This is a genomic window from Microbacterium sp. (assembly GCF_031179285.1).
In the GTDB taxonomy this organism is placed as follows: domain Bacteria; phylum Actinomycetota; class Actinomycetes; order Actinomycetales; family Microbacteriaceae; genus Microbacterium.
Genome location: NZ_JAPSHY010000010.1, coordinates 53553 through 71549, shown reverse-complemented (window position 1 = coordinate 71549; position 17997 = coordinate 53553). Strand labels below are relative to the sequence as shown.

At 68.9% G+C, this 17997-nt stretch carries 18 protein-coding genes, 1 tRNA gene and 1 other RNA gene; 10 read left to right on the top strand and 10 right to left on the bottom strand.

Going from position 1 to position 17997, the window contains the following annotated elements:
- Nucleotides 1-89: 89 nt before the first annotated feature.
- On the top strand, nucleotides 90-518 hold the full coding sequence (locus tag RIN18_RS08500) for a hypothetical protein (protein ID WP_309103532.1): 429 nt from the start codon (nucleotides 90-92) through the stop codon (nucleotides 516-518).
- 43 nt (nucleotides 519-561) lie between these two features.
- Here RIN18_RS08500 and RIN18_RS08495 read toward each other — a convergent pair whose 3' ends face one another.
- From RIN18_RS08495 to ffs, 5 genes are all read right to left on the bottom strand, one after another.
- The gene (locus tag RIN18_RS08495; RefSeq protein WP_309103531.1) at nucleotides 562-1785 is read right to left on the bottom strand and encodes an acetate kinase; all 1224 of its coding nucleotides are present in this window, start codon (nucleotides 1783-1785) and stop codon (nucleotides 562-564) included.
- Nucleotides 1782-3896, bottom strand: coding sequence for a phosphate acetyltransferase (gene pta / locus RIN18_RS08490; protein ID WP_309103530.1), 2115 nt, complete (start codon nucleotides 3894-3896; stop codon nucleotides 1782-1784). The genes RIN18_RS08495 and pta overlap by 4 nt, the downstream gene beginning before the upstream one ends.
- 52 nt (nucleotides 3897-3948) lie before the next feature.
- Nucleotides 3949-4506, bottom strand: coding sequence for a hypothetical protein (locus tag RIN18_RS08485; RefSeq protein ID WP_309103529.1), 558 nt, complete (start codon nucleotides 4504-4506; stop codon nucleotides 3949-3951).
- An 89-nt stretch (nucleotides 4507-4595) separates the two neighbouring features.
- Complete coding sequence (locus RIN18_RS08480; protein WP_309103528.1) at nucleotides 4596-5192, bottom strand: rhomboid family intramembrane serine protease; 597 nt, start codon at nucleotides 5190-5192, stop codon at nucleotides 4596-4598.
- 54 nt (nucleotides 5193-5246) lie between these two features.
- Nucleotides 5247-5343: signal recognition particle sRNA small type (gene ffs / locus RIN18_RS08475), an RNA gene on the bottom strand.
- 124 nt (nucleotides 5344-5467) lie between these two features.
- On the opposite strand from ffs, the gene RIN18_RS08470 reads away from it, so the two are divergent.
- Genes RIN18_RS08470 through RIN18_RS08460 form a run of 3 tightly spaced genes read left to right on the top strand, consistent with a single transcriptional unit; the run spans nucleotide 5468 to nucleotide 9901 of the window.
- The gene (locus RIN18_RS08470; protein ID WP_309103527.1) at nucleotides 5468-6457 is read left to right on the top strand and encodes a MoxR family ATPase; all 990 of its coding nucleotides are present in this window, start codon (nucleotides 5468-5470) and stop codon (nucleotides 6455-6457) included.
- 11 nt (nucleotides 6458-6468) lie between these two features.
- Entirely contained in the window at nucleotides 6469-7659 is a 1191-nt protein-coding gene (locus RIN18_RS08465; RefSeq protein WP_309103526.1) for a DUF58 domain-containing protein, read from the top strand.
- Nucleotides 7616-9901, top strand: a complete 2286-nt coding sequence (locus RIN18_RS08460; protein WP_309103525.1) for a DUF3488 and transglutaminase-like domain-containing protein — start codon at nucleotides 7616-7618, stop codon at nucleotides 9899-9901. The genes RIN18_RS08465 and RIN18_RS08460 overlap by 44 nt, the downstream gene beginning before the upstream one ends.
- 60 nt (nucleotides 9902-9961) lie before the next feature.
- Here RIN18_RS08460 and RIN18_RS08455 read toward each other — a convergent pair whose 3' ends face one another.
- On the bottom strand, nucleotides 9962-10855 hold the full coding sequence (locus RIN18_RS08455) for a rhodanese-related sulfurtransferase (RefSeq protein ID WP_309103524.1): 894 nt from the start codon (nucleotides 10853-10855) through the stop codon (nucleotides 9962-9964).
- A gap of 103 nt (nucleotides 10856-10958) precedes the next feature.
- On the opposite strand from RIN18_RS08455, the gene RIN18_RS08450 reads away from it, so the two are divergent.
- From RIN18_RS08450 to RIN18_RS08425, 6 genes are all read left to right on the top strand, one after another.
- Nucleotides 10959-11318, top strand: a complete 360-nt coding sequence (locus tag RIN18_RS08450) for a DUF4406 domain-containing protein (RefSeq protein WP_309103523.1) — start codon at nucleotides 10959-10961, stop codon at nucleotides 11316-11318.
- A 70-nt stretch (nucleotides 11319-11388) separates the two neighbouring features.
- Nucleotides 11389-11476 (top strand) — tRNA-Ser (locus RIN18_RS08445).
- A gap of 124 nt (nucleotides 11477-11600) precedes the next feature.
- Entirely contained in the window at nucleotides 11601-12323 is a 723-nt protein-coding gene (locus RIN18_RS08440) for a hypothetical protein (protein WP_309103522.1), read from the top strand.
- A 4-nt stretch (nucleotides 12324-12327) separates the two neighbouring features.
- On the top strand, nucleotides 12328-12936 hold the full coding sequence (locus tag RIN18_RS08435) for a hypothetical protein (protein WP_309103521.1): 609 nt from the start codon (nucleotides 12328-12330) through the stop codon (nucleotides 12934-12936).
- A 4-nt stretch (nucleotides 12937-12940) separates the two neighbouring features.
- On the top strand, nucleotides 12941-13429 hold the full coding sequence (locus RIN18_RS08430; protein ID WP_309103520.1) for a hypothetical protein: 489 nt from the start codon (nucleotides 12941-12943) through the stop codon (nucleotides 13427-13429).
- A 22-nt stretch (nucleotides 13430-13451) separates the two neighbouring features.
- On the top strand, nucleotides 13452-13904 hold the full coding sequence (locus RIN18_RS08425; protein WP_309103519.1) for a hypothetical protein: 453 nt from the start codon (nucleotides 13452-13454) through the stop codon (nucleotides 13902-13904).
- Between the two features lie 45 nt (nucleotides 13905-13949).
- On the opposite strand, the gene RIN18_RS08420 is transcribed toward RIN18_RS08425, so the two are convergent.
- The 4 genes from RIN18_RS08420 to RIN18_RS08405 all read right to left on the bottom strand — a co-directional run bounded on the left by RIN18_RS08420 (nucleotide 13950) and on the right by RIN18_RS08405 (nucleotide 17996).
- Nucleotides 13950-14573, bottom strand: a complete 624-nt coding sequence (locus RIN18_RS08420) for a GNAT family N-acetyltransferase (protein ID WP_309103518.1) — start codon at nucleotides 14571-14573, stop codon at nucleotides 13950-13952.
- 30 nt (nucleotides 14574-14603) lie between these two features.
- Nucleotides 14604-15233, bottom strand: a complete 630-nt coding sequence (locus RIN18_RS08415; RefSeq protein WP_309103517.1) for a phosphatase PAP2 family protein — start codon at nucleotides 15231-15233, stop codon at nucleotides 14604-14606.
- A 31-nt stretch (nucleotides 15234-15264) separates the two neighbouring features.
- Nucleotides 15265-16647 (bottom strand): multidrug effflux MFS transporter, encoded by a 1383-nt coding sequence (locus RIN18_RS08410; RefSeq protein ID WP_375163513.1) that lies wholly within the window; start codon nucleotides 16645-16647, stop codon nucleotides 15265-15267.
- Nucleotides 16648-16841: 194 nt separating this feature from the next.
- Nucleotides 16842-17996 carry a cystathionine gamma-synthase gene (locus RIN18_RS08405; RefSeq protein WP_309103516.1) on the bottom strand — a complete coding sequence of 385 codons (1155 nt, stop codon included), beginning with the start codon at nucleotides 17994-17996 and terminating at the stop codon, nucleotides 16842-16844.
- Nucleotide 17997: the final 1 nt, after the last annotated feature.

Here is a 17997-nt window from a genome sequence, read left to right as displayed (position 1 = left end):
CCCTTTCACCGGAGGGATCCCGTGGGGAATATGGGCGGCACGGTGCCCGGGAACCACCGCCGAGACTATGGTCGTGATCGGGGGTGACGATGCTGCCGAACAACGACGAGGCCGCTCCGCGGGCGCGCACTGCCGCCAGGTCACGACGGACCCTGCGGACTGTGATCGCGGTCGTGATCGTCGCGCTCGCTCTGTTGTGCGCGGGGCGAATGTGGTGGATGTCTGCGATGGCGACGGAAGGCGCGGTTCCACCTGCCTCAGCGATCCCGCTCCCTGCCGGCGTCGAGATCCGCTCTGAAAGCAGCGACTGTGCAAGCGGCGGATGCTGGGCGACGCTGACTCTGCGACCACCTGCCGGACAGACACCCGAGGCTCTCGCCGAGGAGATCGGAGCAACTCCGCAGCTGGCGATCCCGGGAAACTTCTTCGATCCGCGCACCATCTGGGTGTCGGCGCGACCGGTGGGGAGCCTTCTTCTCCTCACCGCCGACTATTGGTCGCAGGAGTGGGTTCCGTAAGGGTCGAACCCGCTTGCGTCCTGCGCGTGGGCGTGCGGCGACGTCAGACGAGTTCGGCCGTCTGACGGGCGATCTGCAGCTCCTCATCAGTCGGCACCACGAGCACGACCACTCGGGACGCGTCGGTGGAGATGCGCCGGATGCCGCGCTCGCGCGCCTCGTTGCGGGAGTCGTCGATCTCGATACCGGCGAATCCGAACGTCGCCATGGACGCCGCGCGCACGCGTGCGGCGTTCTCGCCGACTCCGGCCGTGAACGAGATGACGTCGACGCCCCCGAGCTGAGCGATGTATGCGCCGGCATACGCGCGGAGGCGGTGGATGTAGACGTCGAAGGCCAGGATGGAGGCCTGCTCGCCCGCGTCCACTCCCGCCAGCACATCACGCATGTCGCTGTGCCCGGTGAGGCCCTTGAGGCCGCTTCGCGTGTTCAGCAGCGCGTCGAGATCGTCGACCGAATAACCGGCCCGACGGGAGAGGTGAAGGAGCGCCGCCGGGTCGATGTCGCCGGACCGCGTGCCCATCACCAACCCCTCCAACGGGGTGAGCCCCATCGAGGTCTCCACGGAACGCCCGCCGTCGATGGCGGAGACCGAGGCACCGTTGCCCAGGTGGAACACGATCTGACGGAGCTCTGCGAGGTCTCGTCCGAGGTACGAGGCGGCGCACTCGCTCACGTACTGATGACTCGTGCCGTGAAAGCCGTAACGGCGCACCCGGTGCTCCGAGGCCAGCTGGGCATCGATCGCGTAGGTGTACGCCGCCGGCGGGAGCGTCTGGTGGAACGCGGTGTCGAACACCGCGACGTGCGGCACATCACCGAAGGCCGCTCTGGCGGCCACGATTCCGGCGAGGTTCGCGGGATTGTGGAGAGGCGCGAGAACACTGAGCTCATCGATCTGACGCTCCACGTCGTCGGTGATCCTCGTCGGCGCGAAGAAGCGCGCTCCGCCGTGCACGACGCGATGACCGACGGCCATCGGCGGATGCTCGGTGAGCGCGGGGCCATGGGCCGCGAACTCCTCCAGCATCACCGCGAAAGCGCGGTGATGGTCGGGAACCGGTAGTTCGCTCTCGAACGTGCCGTCGAGCATCGTCGGGGCGGCTTCGCCCGGCAGCGCCGACATGCGCACGGTGTGGGTGATCGCGCTCAGATCCTGGCCGATGCGCTCCACGATCCCGGTGGCCAGCTCGACCTCGCGCGCCACATCGATGAGGCTGTATTTCAAGGACGAGGAACCGCTGTTGATGACGAGGACGACGCTCATTCGTCGGTCCCCTGAGCCTGGATCGCGGTGATCGCGACGGTGTTCACGATGTCGTCGACGAGCGCACCGCGGCTGAGGTCGTTGATCGGCTTGTTCAGTCCCTGCAGCACGGGGCCGATCGCCACGGCGCCGGCGGAGCGCTGCACTGCTTTGTAGGTGTTGTTACCCGTGTTCAGGTCGGGGAAGACGAAGACCGTCGCCCGGCCGGCGACTGCCGACCCCGGCAGCTTGGCTGCGGCGACGGCCGCATCCGCGGCGGCGTCGTACTGGATCGGTCCCTCGACCGGCAGCTCGGGCGCGCGTTCGCGCACGAGCGCCGTCGCCTCGCGGACCTTGTCGACCTCGGCGCCGGAGCCGGATTCTCCTGTCGAGTACGACAGCATCGCCACGCGCGGCTCGATGCCGAATTGGCGCGCCGTCGCGGCGGACGAGATGGCGATGTCGGCGAGCTGGGTGCTGGTGGGATCCGGGATGACCGCGCAGTCGCCGTAGACGAGCACCCGATCGGCCAGAGCCATCAGGAACACGCTCGAGACCACCTCGACTCCTGGCTTGGTCTTGATGATCTCGAACGAGGGACGGATCGTGTGCGCAGTGGTGTGCGTCGCACCCGAGACCATGCCGTCGGCGAGACCGGTGTGGACCATCATCGTGCCAAAGTACGACACATCGGTCACCGTGTCCGCCGCCTGCGAGAGGGTGATGCCCTTGTGGGCGCGCAGCCGCGCATACTCCGCTGCGAAGCGCTCGACCAGCTCGGGGTCCGTCGGACTGATCACCCGTGCCGCGGAGATGTCCACCGACAGCTCCGCCGCCCTGGCCCGGACATCCGCCTCGACCCCGAGGATCGTCAGATCGGCGACGTCGCGGGCGAGCAGCGCGGCCGCCGCTCGGAGGATCCGATCATCCTCGCCCTCCGGCAGGACGATGTGCTTGCGCTCGGCACGCGCTCGCTCGACGAGCCCGTACTCGAACATGAGCGGCGTGACGACGCGGGACTCCGCAAGGCCCAGCTGCGTGGTGAGCTCACCGGTGTCGACGTGCGCCTGGAACAGCGCCAGCGCACGATCGTAGCGGTCACGGGAGTCGGTGGAGATACGCCCTCGGGTGGCCATCACCCGGATCGCGGTGTCATACGTTCCGAGATCGGTCGCGATGATGGGCACCGTCGAGGCGAGACCTTCGAGGAGCTGCAGGATCGACTCCGGCAGCGGGAACGGGCCGTTCAGGATGATGCCCGCCACCCGCGGGAATGTTCCGGAGGCGTCGGCGAGCAGCGTGGCGAGGAGCACCTCGGTGCGATCGGCGGGGATCACGACCACCGCATCCTCGGTCAGCCGAGGCAGCACGTTCACCATCGACATCCCGGCGATGACCACGGTGAGAGCCTCGCGCGCGAGGCGCTCGGCGTCGCCTTTGACCAGGCGGCCGTCGACGGCGGAGAGGATGCCGCTCATCGACGGTGCGACCAGCGTGCGGTCCTCAGGCATCGCCCAGACAGGAGTGGCCTGCGACTGCACCGAGTGCACCGCGTCGATGATGTCATCCAGTGCCTCGGGGTCTGCCCGGTTCACGATCACGGCGAACAGCTCTGCCCGCTCGACCGCGACCTCCGCGAGGGCGAGCGATGCCATCTGGCCGACCGCGGCAGCGGTGCGCGCCGTCGTGGTCCCCAGCTGCTCGGCCTGATGCTGCTGGTCGCGCCCGCTGAGGACGAGCAGCACGGGGGCGGCGAGGTTCGCCGCGATCCTCGCGTTGAAACCGAGTTCGGCCGGGCTTGCGACATCCGTGTAATCGCTGCCGATGATCACGACCGCGTCGCACTGGGACTCGACGGCCTTGAACCGAGCGACGATCGTCGCCATTGCCTGGTCCGCATCCGCTCTGACGTCGTCGTAGGTGACGCCGATGCACTCGTCGTAGTCCAGCTGCACGCCGTCGTGTGCGAGCAGGAGTTCCAGCACGTGGTCGCGCTCGACCACCGAGCGGGTGATGGGCCGGAACACTCCGACCTTCGGTGTGGCGCGCATCAGTGCATCCAGCACGCCGAGCGCGATCGTCGACTTGCCGGTGTGTCCTTCGGCCGATGTGATGAAGATGCTCCGAGCCACGGGTTCAGCTTAGGCGGTCGCCCCGATCACGCCCCGTCGCACCCGTCGCTCTTCAGCACGGCGCCGAGAGCGCCTCGACGACAGCGCTGGCGTCGGCGTGGAACCGGGCGTAATAGTCCCGATCGGTGTTCACCTGCACGCGATGGATCGCATGCGAGGGTTCCATCTGCTGCCAGCCGTCGAGGGCGGCGAGGCGGGCGAAGAAGAGAGCGGACGCGGCCGCCGGATCCATGCGGGTTTCGACGCTGCCCCACCAGTGCTGCTGCTGGAACAGGCCGATGCTCGTCGTGCGCGTGCCGTCCGGATTGGTGAAGCCGATCGTCTCCCAGTCGCCGTAGTCGATGTTGCGCAGGCCGCTCTCGCCCATCGCGGTCATCACACCGATGATCTGGCCGTCCGCTGCGAAGCCGAGATCGGAGGCGGTCCGCATGATGGTCGCTGCGTTCTCGAGCTGTTCGCCCCGCCACCCCGCCACTCCCTCGGCGGGGAATGTGGCGGGGTCGTCCGCGCAGATCGCCACCTCGTCCCGCGCCATACTGATCGGCACGAGCACGGCGAGCACGACGGCCGCCGCGACGATGAGTGCCGAAGCGAGAACGCGTCTCAGCATCCACCGGCGTCGTGCCCGAAGCGCCGCGCGCCGTCGCGCGCCGGGCCGCCTCCTGCGCCGGCGCGGCGTCGTCGTCGTCCGCGTCGGCGTCATGCCACCCGCGCGCTCCGTCGGCCGGCGAACGCGGCCACGCCGCCGCCGACCGCTCCGAACAGGTGCGCCTGCCATGAGATGCCCTCGTTCACCCCGATGACTCCCGCGAGCATCGAGCCCCCGTACAGCGAGATGACGATCACGGCGACGACGGCGTAGAGCACGCGGTGCGCCACTCGTCCCGGCGCGAAGACGCGCATCACCACATATCCGAAGTAGCCGAACACCAGGCCCGATGCGCCGACCGTCAACGCTCCCGGAGCGTTGAAGAGCCAGGTGCCCGCGCCGCCGATGACGGCGATGATCGCCGTCGTGAGCCAGAATCGGCGGGCACCCTCGACGGCCACGAGGCTCCCGAGAACGAGAAGCGGCACGGAGTTCGCGATGAGGTGCGCCCAGTTCGCGTGCAGGAGCGGACCAAGCACGACGCCACCGAGACCTCCGAGGTCCCACGATCGAAGCCCGAAGCCCGTGAAGCTGCCGGGCAGGACGGCATCGGCGAGCTGAATGGCCCACATCGCCACGAGCAGCAGTAACGGAGCGGCGAACCGCCCGAGGGGGCTGACGCGCGAAGACGGGGCTGGGCTGGTCACGTCATGATCCTGACACGCCTGCCTGCTGGGAGGCTGAGCCCGGCGCCGGCGAAAGGAAAAGACCCTCCGCGCACCCAGCAGAGCCCGGTTACCCTTGCTGCGTTTCCGCCCTGGGGGAATTGGCCTGGATGCCGCCACGCGGAGAGCCGACAACCATCCTACCCGACCCGGCGGCACGCCTTCACGAGATCGCGCCCGGCCGGGCGGAGTCACGGGCCGATATCCGTCGTACGATCGACTCACGCGCACCGCAGCGCCGACGCGAGAGGGAACGCATGCCAGAGACCGCCCCCCTGATCCCGGGAGAGATCACCGCAGAGCAGTTCGCCGCGCAGACCTCCGCGATCCTCGCCTCCGTCGGCCGGGTGATCGACGGCAAGCCGGATGCCGTGCGCAGCGCTCTGGTCTGCCTGCTCGCCGAGGGGCACCTGCTCATCGAAGACGTCCCGGGCGTCGGCAAGACCATGCTGGCCAGGGCGCTGGCCGCCAGCGTCGACGCGACCGTCCGGCGCATCCAGTTCACCCCCGACCTCCTGCCCGGCGATGTCACCGGCGTCTCGGTGTACAACCCCGTCGATCGGGAGTTCGAGTTCAAGCGCGGCGCGATCTTCGCGCACATCGTCATCGCCGACGAGATCAATCGCTCCTCTCCCAAGACGCAGTCCGCCCTCCTGGAGGCGATGGAGGAGGGACAGGTGACCGTTGACGGTGCCACTCACCCGCTGCCCGAACCGTTCCTCGTCGTCGCCACCCAGAATCCGCTCGAGATGGAGGGCACCTACGCGCTTCCGGAGGCGCAGCGCGACCGCTTCATGATGCGCATCTCGATGGGCTACCCGGATCCGGCTGCCGAAGCTCTCATGCTGCGCCAGCGTGACGTCGTCAATCCGCTCTCCGCTGTCTCGGCGGTCGCCGACGCCTCCTCGATCTCGCAGCTCATCGGGTGGGCGCGGTCGGTGCATGTCGCCCCGCCGCTGGAGGAGTACGCGGTGGCACTTGCCCAGGCCACGCGGGTCGACCCCAGCCTGCACCTCGGAGCAAGCCCCCGGGCGACGCTGCAGCTCATCCGTGCAGCCAAGGTGTGGGCTGCTCTCGACGGCCGCGACTACGTCATCCCCGATGACATCACGGCCCTTCTCGTGCCCGTCTTCGCCCACCGCCTGCTCCCCGCTCGCGGCGCCCATCGCGCGGGGGCGCAGCCGGTCGAGGCCGCTCTCGCGCAGATCGTCGATCGGGTGCGCGTGCCGATGGCCGCCCGTTCCTAGAAGAGGCGACGATGCGACGACGGCGATCCCTCACCGGCCGAGGAGCGGCGACCATCCTCGCCGGCGTCGTCTGCGTGATCGTGGCGAACATCGTCGCCGCTCCCATCCTCGTCTACATCGGGGTGCTGCTGCTCCTGCTCACGGCGCTGTCGTTCGTCGTGGTGCGGTTGCCGCGGCGCAGCGGCTCGGTGACCCGGCAGATCTCCACGGATCTCATCACGGTGTCCGAGGCCTCCAAGGTGACCGTCCGGTTCGATCTCCGTGCGATCCGTGTGCCTCGCGGCCTGTGGCGCGATGCGCTGCCCGAAGCGGTCAGCGGCGTCGCCGGCGGCGAGTACCCGCCGCAGAGCGGCCGACTGAGCTACATCATCACGGGCGTCCGGCGCGGTGTCTGGCAGATCGGCCCGCTCATGCTGCGCACCGTCGACCCGTTCGGCCTCGCGCAGCGCGAGCAGGAGTTCGGTGAGACCCGCACGATCACCGTCGTCCCGGAGGTGTTCACTCTTTCCGCGCTCACCGTCCGCGTCGGTGCGGCCGGCGGCACCGCGCACACATCGTCGAGCAGGCTCGGCCAGGGCAGCGACAACCTCTCGCCGCGGCACTACGTCTCCGGCGACTCGATGCGGCGCATTCACTGGCGCGCCACCGCGCACCGCGGCCAGCTGATGGTGCGGCAGGAGGAGGAGGAATCCAGCCCCGACGCGCTCGTGGTGCTCGACCGTGGGGCCAGGCGCTGGAACCGCCCAGGGGATGCCGTCGACCCCGGCTTCGAGGCAGCCGTCTCGCTGTGCGCCTCCGCCGCGTTCCTGCTCGCGCAGGAGGGCTACAGCGTCGATGTCATCGACAGCGCGGGCAATGTGCTGGGCGCCCTGCGCGGCCATGAGGATGACCGCGACGGGCTGCTGGTGGCCCTGGCGATGATCGCCCCTCGCGGGGATTCGCGAGACCTCGCGAATCTCATCGGCGGGACGCCGCCAGGACCACTGGTCTACATCACGGGCCGGATCGACGAGGAGGACGCGGCGCTTCTTCGCCCCTCCGGTGCCGCGGCCGCGATGCTCTTCGCCGCGGAACCGCTTCCGGGTGCGATGGCGGCGGCTGCGGCGCACGGCTGGTCGACGTCCGAACTCGGTGAGGACATCGCCCGCGCGTGGGACGATGCCCTTCCGCAGCGACTCGGAGGCGGCGATGCCAGGGCGTGAGCAGCGCGCACGCGACGATCGCTCGTCGCGTGCGACGTCGTGGCACCGCGAGGATGAGCCGCCCACACGGCGGCTGCTGCCCGGGGCTCTCGCTGCGGCGGCGGCCTTCGTGGCACTGTGGCCCTTCACCTCGGTGATCGAGCCCGGCGCCTGGTCGCTCTCCGTCACGCTCGTCGTGGTCGCGACGGCCCTCACCGGCATCGCGGTGCGCACGGCGCTGCAGCATCGAGCGAGCTGGATGCAGGAAGCTGTGACCTTCCTCGCGCAGCTCGTCGTCGCCGCCGGCCTCGTCACGCTTATGGTCGCCGGCGACACCGCCCTGTTCGGCGTCGCGCCCACTCCCGCCACCTGGTCGATCTTCGGGTCGCTCGCTGAGAGAGCGTGGGAGGAGATCGCGTTCGGGTCGGCGCCGCTGGATGCCACGCCCGGGCTGCAGCTGGTGCTCTCCGCCGGCTTCGCCGGTGTCGCGATCGCGCTCGACCAGCTCGTCGCGCAACGCAACGCTCTCCTCGCCGTCCTCCTCACCGGGGTCATCGGCGCCGTGCCGATGATCGTCACCGTGGGTGGCGCCAACGTCGTATGGTTCGTGTTGCTGGGCGTGCTGACGCTGATGCTGTTCCAGTACACCGCGCGGCAGCATCCGCAGGCTCCCACCCGGACCTCTCCCTCGATCGCCGCGGGGATCGGCGTGGTGGCCCTGGCCGCCACCGTCATTCTCGCGCCCGGCGTGCCGATCTCCGCCAGCTGGGCGGGAGCGGGGGCCGGCGTCACGGTGAACGCATCGCTGCGGCTCGGTGACGACCTGCGCCGGCCGGCGCCGGTCGAGGTGCTGACCGTCGCCGCGGAAGGAGAGGTCGCGCCGTATCTGCGGCTGGCCACGCTCTCCCGGTTCGACGGCCGCATCTGGCATCCCGACGAGTCAGAAGTGCGACCGCAGACCGAGGGCTTCGGCGACCCGGACTGGTCGGATGCGATCGAGACCGAGGATCGGCTCACGTCGGTGCGGATCATCCGCATGTCCAGCTCGTGGCTGCCGGTGCCGTACCCCGCGACGCGGCTGCGTGGAGTGCCCTCTGCATGGCAGGTGATGCCCGACAATCGCACCGTGGTCTCCGAGAGCTCCGATGCCGTCGGCAACGACTACACGGTGTCATCGGTGGCGGTCACCCCGACGCTGGAGCAGATCAGGGCAGCGTCGGCCGCCGCGACCACGCCCGCCGGGGATGACGCCGACCTGCCGCCGGTCGTCGGCGCTCTCGCCACCGAGGTGACCGCCGCCGCCAGCAGCGACTACGACCGGCTCATCGCACTGCAGAACTGGTTCCGCAGCGACTTCACGTACTCCCTCGACACACCCGTCGAGGAGGGCTTCGACGGCACGGGCGCGGAAGCCGTGGCCGACTTCCTGGAAGAGCGCTCGGGATACTGCATCCACTTCGCCGGCGCGTTCGCCCTGATGGCGCAGGAACTCGGGATGCAGGTGCGCATCGTCGTCGGTTACCTTCCGGGCGTCCTCACCGATCAGGAACGTGGCGATGAGTCGGTCTTCTCGGTCTCCAGCGACCAGTTGCACTCCTGGCCGGAGGTGTTCTTCCAGGGCGTCGGCTGGGTGCCCTTCGAGCCGACCGCATCTCTCGGCGTGCCGACGCGTTTCCTTCCCGGCGCGAACACCGGCACCGGCACCGGCACGCCGACGGCGCCCGCCCCCACGGCCGAACCAGGGGCGGCTCCGACATCCGGACCCGAGCTCGAGCGTGGCGACGCGGAAGATGACGCCGGCGCGACGGGCCCCCTGCGGCGGCTGGACCCGACGCCGATCGCCCTCGGCGTCGCCGGCGCGGTGCTCATCGTCCTCCTGCCCGCACTCATCCGGCAAGCGCGGCGCAGCGTGCGCCTGCGCCGCGCCAGAGACGGCGACGCGATGGCTGCGTGGTCCGAGCTTCGTGACACGCTGCTCGATCTGCGGATTCCGGTGTCGGATGCAGACACTCCTCGGGTCCGCGCGGCGAACCTCACCCGAGAGCGCCGCATCGACGGCGACGCGATGAGACGCGTGACGATTGCAGTCGAGAGGGCGAATTACGCGAGGAATGCGACGGATGCCGGAGACCTCGCGGCCCCGCTCACGGAGATCCTCCGCGATCTGCACCGAAGTGTCGATGGCCGCGCACGCCTTGTCGCCGTGCTGATCCCCCGGTCGCTGATCGCCGGGCGCGGCGCTGACGCGCCGGTGCTGGCCTAGGACCGGTTCGGGCACCGGAGCTGTGCCGCCCGGGTTCTCCCTGCTGCTGCGGCGGCGGAGTCAGGCTGCGGCGTGCTGCGAGCAGGCCACGGAGCCGCATGCCTCGCAGACGACGAACTGCACCCGACACGCGAGGTCGGGGCAGTTCGCAGTGCGCTTGGTCGGCGCCGAGCATCCCGCACACTCGCCGATGACGGCCGCGTGGTCGGAGAAATCGACCGAGCCGCGTCCGTCGAAGACGTACAGCGACCCCTCCCACAGTCCGTCGTCGCCGAAGCGCTCGCCATAGCGGACGATGCCGCCCTCGAGTTGATAGACCTCGCCGAAACCCCGCGAGGTCATCAGACTGGAGAGCACCTCGCAACGGATGCCGCCGGTGCAGTAGGTCACCACGGGCTTGCCCTTGAGATCGTCGTACTCCCCCGAGTCGAGCAGACGCACGAAGTCGCGCGTCGTCTCCACGTCGGGAACGACCGCGTTGCGGAACCGGCCGATCTGCGCCTCGAGGGCATTCCTGCCGTCGAAGAACACCACGTCGTCACCGCGTTCCGCCATCAGCGCGTGCAGGGCCTCGGGGCTCAGCCGCGTACCGCCTCCGACCACCCCGTCCTCGTCCACGCGCAGCTCGCCCGGCGCCCCGAACGACACGATCTCGTCGCGGACCCTCACGCTGAGCTTGGGGAAGTCGACGCTGCGCCCGTGGACATCGAGGCCGGTGCCCTCGCTCCATTTGATGTCGGTGTCCTTGAACGGCGGATAGGACCGGAACGATCGTGCCCACTTCTTGAGGACGGGCAGGTCTCCCCCGAGCGTTCCGTTGACCCCGTCCTCGGAGATGATCAGCCGGCCGCGCAGCCCCAGCGCATCGCCGAGATCGCGCTGCCACACACGGATCGCCTCGGGGTCGGCGATCGGTGTGAACACGTAGAAGAGCACGATCTTAGGGGTGGCCACCTAGAGATCCTACGTGGCGTACCGGGGCGTGAGCCCGCGGTAGACCTTCCGAGTCTTAGCTGTTCTTGCATGTTCTTGCACGGTTCGCGTTACAGTATTTGGCATGACGACCCCACAACTCATTCTCATCGCCGGCCCCTACCGCTCCGGCACGGGTGGCGATCCGGACCTGATCGCGGCGAACCTGGAGAGGCTCGAAGCGGCCGCAGCACCCATCCACCGTCTCGGGCACATCCCGATGATCGGCGAGTGGGTCGCGCTGCCCGTTCTCCGCGGCCTCGACACTGCCGAGTCCGAGCAGACCGATGTGATGTACCAGACAGCGCACCGGCTCCTCCAGCACTGCGACGCCGTGCTTCGCCTCCCCGGAGAGTCCCAGGGCGCCGACACCGACGTGGCCATCGCCACGGAGCGCGGACTGCCCGTCTATCACTCGATCGCCGAGATCCCGGCGCACAGCTGAGACCCGCACGCCGCTTCTCGACGCGTCACTCGCGGCCGGGGCGATCGGATAGGATGGTCAGGTTGTTCCTGGTGACGTGTCCGAGCGGCCGAAGGAGCACGCTTGGAAAGCGTGTGTTGTGCAAGCAACCGCGGGTTCGAATCCCGCCGTCACCGCCAGACGACCGAACCCCCGGGAAGCGAGAGCTTCCGGGGGTTCTCTCGTCCTCGGGCTCGATGGGCAGTTCTGCCCATCGCCACATGACCGCGTCGCACCTACCTTTCAAGAGAGGGAGGTGCACGCATGGGCATGAACATTCCGAGCGAACTGGCGTGGGTGCTCGACATCCTCGGATACGAGTGGCCCGAACTCGACGAGGACGAGATCCGTCGGGCGGCCGTGATCGTGCGGCAGTTCAAGGACGATCTCGAAGGGTCGATCGCCGAGGCGAACAAGCGCGTCAACGACGATGTCACCGGCGCGCTGTCGGCACAGACGGCGGGCGCATATGCGAACGCGTGGAACGCCAATCGCGAGTCGAACATGCAGAGGCTCGTCGATCTCCTCGAGCCGGCAGCGCAGGGCATCGACCTCTTCGCCGATGCCGTCGTCGCCCTGAAAGTCAAGGTGATCGCGGAGCTGGGCATCACCGCCGCTCAGATCGCCGCGGCTGCGGCGACAGCCGTGGTCACGCTGGGAGCGAGCGCCGCGGCGAACGCGGCCATCATCGCGGCCCGCAAGGTGGCGCTCGACATCGCCACGGACGTCGCCGTGGAGCAGCTGGCCATTCAGCTGCTCGAGCTGGTCACCGAACCGCTGACGAATGTCGCTGTGTCGATCGCACGCACCATGCTCGACTCCCCGCTCGTCGAGGGTGCCCTGGGCGAGGTGTCCGAGTACAAGGCCGACCTCGAGGCGCTCGAGCAGACCGCGGGCGACCTCGAACGCACCGCCGGTGATCAGGAACGGCTCGGGCAGGACTTCATCGCGCAGATCTCTGCGCTGCAGATCTCGACGGCGGGGTGACGACATGGCCAGTCCCATGAAGAAGCTGAGCGACGATGTCATCGAAGCGCTCACGAAGGCGGGTGACGAGTTCGCGTCCGCCCTGCAACGGCAGTCGCGGCGCCAGCGCCAGAAGCTGCTGGACATCGTCGAGGAGACCCGGCGTCGCGACAGCGTGCTCGCGCAGCAGCGTCGCCCCGACCGGGACGGGCCGGGCGACGTCGACGACGTCGACACCAGCGTCGATGCCGACGGCCTCGACGTCCCGCCGGGTGGCCATCGCACGCCTGCGACGTTCGGCGATGCCAGCAGCAACAACTACCGCGACAACTTCTTCGAGGAGAATCCCGACGCCGATCCGTCGAACATCGTCCATCACGCGGTCGAGCAGGCGACAATGGACCGGTACCCCGACCTCATCACGCCGGCGCAGATGCATTCGCCGGAGAATCTCCGCGGCATCCCCGAAGGCATCAACAGCGCGGTGCACCTGAGTGCCATCCGCAAGATGTGGAACCAGTTCTACACCCACTACGGCAACCTGGGCAGGACCCCCACTCAGGCGGAGCTGCTCGATTACGCTACGCTGATCGACGATGCTTTCGGCGATCTGTTCGATCCCCCGGTGAGGTGACCGCGTGTACTACTACGTCGACGCTGAGGTCCCAGGGACCCTCGCTCCCGGGAGCTCGTTCGATCCGGCGCTGCGGGCGACTGACTCCGGCCCGCTGCACCTCGTCTTCGACGGGTGGATGGGTGACGACCTCGTCACCACCTCGCCGTTCTGGTTCGTGACCGCCCGTCTCGCCGACGCCCTCCGCGATTCCGATCTCTCCGGATTCGAGCTCGACCCGGCGACCGCATCGCAGAGCGATCAGTACGCGGCGACGACGGATCGGGCACTGGCCGACACGTGGCTCAGGCTCGTGCCCACCGGCTCCGTCGACCGAGGCGACGATCTGGCACTCGAGGGCAGGGCTGATCTGCTCGTGAGCGGCGCAGCCCTCGAGGTGCTCCGGTCCTTCGCGCTCGAGAACGCCGATATCGCACCCGCAGAGGACGGACCGCCCCCGTCGCCGGTCATGGCGAAGTTCCTCGCCCAGCAGGCGGCGAACGACGAGAAGTGAGGCCCGGCCGACCATGCCATCGATGACCATCAGCGGCGAGATCACCACTCTGATCAGCGCACTCGGCGAGCAGCCGGGCACTGCCGCGGTCGAAGCGGCGCAGGCGTTGCTCGGCCAGGTCACCGAGCAGCGCCTGACTCCCAAGGGCGGCATGGTCAAGAAGGACTGGCTGACCTACGAGTACCGGGACGAAGGCACCGCCTTGTCATTCGGTGACGACGAGCTCTGCAAGATCGTCGTCCGCGTGCGCCCGGAGAGCGGCTGGGCGGCATACCCGCGCCCCGAGAAGCTCATCGATGGCGTCGACCTCGCCACGACTCGCGAGGAACTGCTCACCCGACTGGGCGCCCCGAAGAAGACGCGCCCGGATTCGGACCTGTGGCAGATCGGTCGCCGCTTCCTGCACGTGCGCTACACCCCGGCTGCCGGCACCATCGGCCGGATCTCGGTCATGATGCGCTCCAACGGGCAATAGAGCCTCGACGTACTGGCCGCTGCGGGCGCCGGTGACCTCATCGCATCACAGCGACGGGCGGCGTCCTCGGCGCGGGAAGCGCACGCCGTAGCTCTTGCCACCGGGATCCGTGGGGAGCTCCTCCATGCCGAGGCGCTCGTAGAACGCCGCAGCGCCGGTGTTGTTCGGATCCATCCCGAGGTGAAGGCCCGCGACCCCGCGACGCGTCAATTCGTCGAACAGTGTGTCGATGAGCCGGCGTCCCAAGCCCTGACCCTGAGTCTCCGGCAGCAGATCGATGTGCAGATGCGCAGGGTACTCGGCGGCGTGCGGCTCGGTGCCTGGAGCGCGGCTGTACCCGTACTCGATCATGCGCTCCTCGCGCGTCGTGGCATCGGCGGGGCGGGGGAAGCGGTCCTGAAACCGCGGCCACCATTCGTCACGGAACCAGCGTGCAAAGGCATCCGTATCGTCGGTCGCCACGATGTACCCGATCACGCGCCCGTCCTCGGATTCGACCACCCAGGCCAGATCGGGGTGCCGCTCGACGTAGGGAACGGCGAACAGGTCGCCCCAGAGAGTGTCGTCCGACAGGATGCCGGTGGCATCGTTTCCGGCATCCGCGGTCTTGAGGCAGATCTCGTACATCGCAGGGCGATCTGCGGGCCGGTAGGGGCGGATGCGAGACACGAGCACTCCTCAGGACGATCGGGCGGTCCTTCAGCCTATCCGCGGATCAGGCGGAGACGTCCGGCCTTGGACCCAGTCGCTCAGCAGCGCGGCGATCATCAGCACGACGCCTGCGCCGACCAGGGCTCCGCCCAGGGTGTCGGTCGCCCAGTGCACGGACAACAGCGTGCGGGAATATGCCATACCGACCACCCACAGCACGCCCAGGAGCGCCGTCCACACCCCAGGGAAGATGACCCACACGACGACCGCGATGGTCGCCGCGTTCGCGACATGCCCGGACGGGAACGATCCATAGTCCGAAGCGACGAGCATGTCTTCGGGACGCGCTCGGCCGAACAGCTGCTTGAGCCCCTGCACGGCGGCCGCGCTGAGGATGAAGGCGAGCGCCGCGAACAGGGCGGAGCGCCAGCGCCGAGTCAGCAGCAGGGCGGCGATGGTGAGCAACGGCACCAGCAGGATCGCGATCCAGCCGCCCCCGATGCGGTTCATCACCTGCGCGAAGCCGACGATCAGCGGCACGCGGTGATCGGCGACGACCGTGTTCCACCAGCGGTCGATGGCGGGGGCGTCCGCGAAACCGAGCACGACGATCGCCCCCAGCAGCGTGGCACCCGTGAGGCACCCGACTCCCCACCACAGCAGTATTCGCCTGTTCATCGTCCTATTCTGGCCGATGAAGGCTGAATGGTCAGGGAGTCAGCATCCCGACGGTCCGCGGACGCACGACCAGCCACAGTGACAGCACGCCGATCGCGGCACAGCCGACCATGACCGAGGCCATCGTCGTCGCCGTGATCCCGGTGTCGTTGGACACCCAGCCGACGACCGGTGAGACGAGCCCGGCGACGCCGAAGTTGCTGGCGCCGATGATCGACGCTGCCGTGCCGGCCGCCTTCCCGTGGCGATCCAGCGCCAGCACCTGCACGTTGGGGAAGGTGAATCCGCAGGCGGTCATGAACACGAACAGAGGGATGACCGTTCCCCACAGGCCGAGCCCGAGCTGGTCGGTGACGATGATCGCGGCGCCAGCGAGCACGAGCACAGCGGTCGAGTACGCCATCACCCACTGCGGGCCGAAACGCGCAGCCAGCCTCGATGCGACCTGCACGCCGATCACGACGCCCAGCGAGTTCATGGCGAAGAGCATGCCGTACTGCTGCGCGTCGAGCCCGTGGGTCTGCTGGAAGAGGAACGGCGACGCCGAGAGGTAGGAGAACAGGCCCGAGAAGGTCATGCCGCCGATGATGAGCACGCCGATGAAGACACGGTCCGAGAACACGGAGCGGTAGCGCTGCAGCACCGTCGCCCCGCCGCGCTCCTGCCGCCGGGCCTTGGGCAGGGTCTCCGGGATGTAGAGCGCCGCCGCCAGCAGCATGACGACTCCGTAGACGGCGAGCACGACGAAGATGCCGCGCCATGGCATCAGGGTGAGCAGCCACGAACCGATGAGCGGCGCGATGACGGGCGCCACCCCGGTCACGAGTGCGAGGCGAGACAGCATGACGACGAGGCGGCGTCCGCCGAACAGATCGCGGACGATCGCCATGGCCACGACGCCGCCGGCCGCGGCACCGATGCCCATGACGACTCTCGATGCGCTCAGCAGTCCGAGGTCGGGGGCGAACGCGGCGGCGACGCTGGCGACGACGTGGAGTGCGGTGACCGCGACAAGCGGCAGCCGGCGGCCGATCTTGTCGCTGAGCGGTCCCACGACGAGCTGCCCGATCGCGAATCCGATCATGGTGCCGGTCAGCGTCAGCTGGATGGCCGCCGCGGTGGTCTGGAAGTCGTCCTCGAGCACGGGGAACGCCGGTAGATACAGGTCGATCGTGAAGGGACCGAGCGCGGTGAGCGCACCGAGCACGATGATGTACAGCACCCGCCGAGAAGTGGGGATCGAGTCGCCCGGGTGCAGCATGATCGGCGCGGTGGCCGGGTTCGAGCCGAGCACGCGGATCGCGCCGGTCGGCGTGGAGGTGCGGATGCTGCCGGTGGAGGTCCGGATGCTGCCGGTCGGGGTTCGTTCGACCGGCGGTGTCGAGATGGTGTCTGTGCGTGGAGCGTCGGGCACGACGGTCCTTCCGGTGTCTGGGCGCGTGCGACGTCGAATCGATTCGACGTTGGGGGAAGCATCAATGCTATCGGCTCGATCCCGACCGTCCGTGCGCTGCGGGGTCGAAAACGCACCTCAGAGCGCTCTTCGACGTGCGTTTTCGACCTGGCACCGCCGACCAAGACCGGCGGCCGCTGCGGCCGCGGCTGGTGTCAGCGCGCGACTCGCTGCAGACCCGATTCCAGGTCGGCGATGAGATCGCTGACATCCTCGATGCCGACCGACAGCCGTACGACGTTCTCCGGCACGGCGAGCGCCGTCCCGCGGACGGAGGCGTGCGTCATCTCCGGCGGGTAGCCGATCAGCGACTCGACGCCGCCGAGCGATTCGGCGAGCTGGAACAACTCGGTCGACTCCGCGAACGCGCGCGCCGCGGCAGGTCCGGCTGACAGTGCGAGCGACAGCATCCCGCCGAAGCCGCTCATCTGCCGTGCGGCGACCTCATGGCCCGGGTGGGCGGCGAGCCCCGGATAGAAAACCTGCTCGAACTCGGGGCGTTCCGCCGCCCATTCGGCGATGGCCTGCGCGTTCTCGGAGTGCTGCCGCATCCGCACCGCCAGCGTCTTGATCCCGCGTGTCGTGAGCCATGCATCCAGCGGGGCGGAGACCGCTCCGACGGCGAACTGCTGGAACTTCACCTGCTCGAAAAATCGATCGTCGGCGAACACCACCGCTCCGCCCAACACATCCGAGTGCCCGCCGAGATACTTCGTCGTGGAGTGCACGACGAGGTCGGCGCCGAGCGAGAGCGGCTGCTGCAACGCCGGCGACGCGAACGTGTTGTCGACGACGACGACCGCGCCAGCCGCGTGGCCGATCTCAGCGATCTGTGCGATGTCGATGACCTTCAGCAGCGGGTTGCTCGGCGTCTCGAGCCAGACGATCTTGGTCTCGGGACGAAGGGCGGCACGGATGACGTCGGCATCGGCCAGTTCGACCGTCGTCGTCTGGATCCCCCACGGTGCGAGCACCTTCGTCAGCAGGCGGTACGTGCCGCCGTAGACGTCATTGCCCAGCAGCACGTGGTCACCCGGGGCGAGCAGCCCGCGCAGCAGCGCATCCTCCGCTGCGAGGCCCGAGGCGAACGACAGGGCGGCATGGCCACCCTCGAGAGCGGCGAGCTGGGTCTCCAGCGAGGAGCGCGTGGGGTTGCCCGCCCGGTTGTATTCGTAGCCCTCGCGGAACCCGCCGATGCCGTCCTGCACATGCGTGGACGACTGGTAGATCGGCGGGATGATCGCACCCGTCGTCGGGTCGAACTCCTGCCCGGCGTGGATGGCTCGGGTGGCGAAAGCGTGGTCGGACATG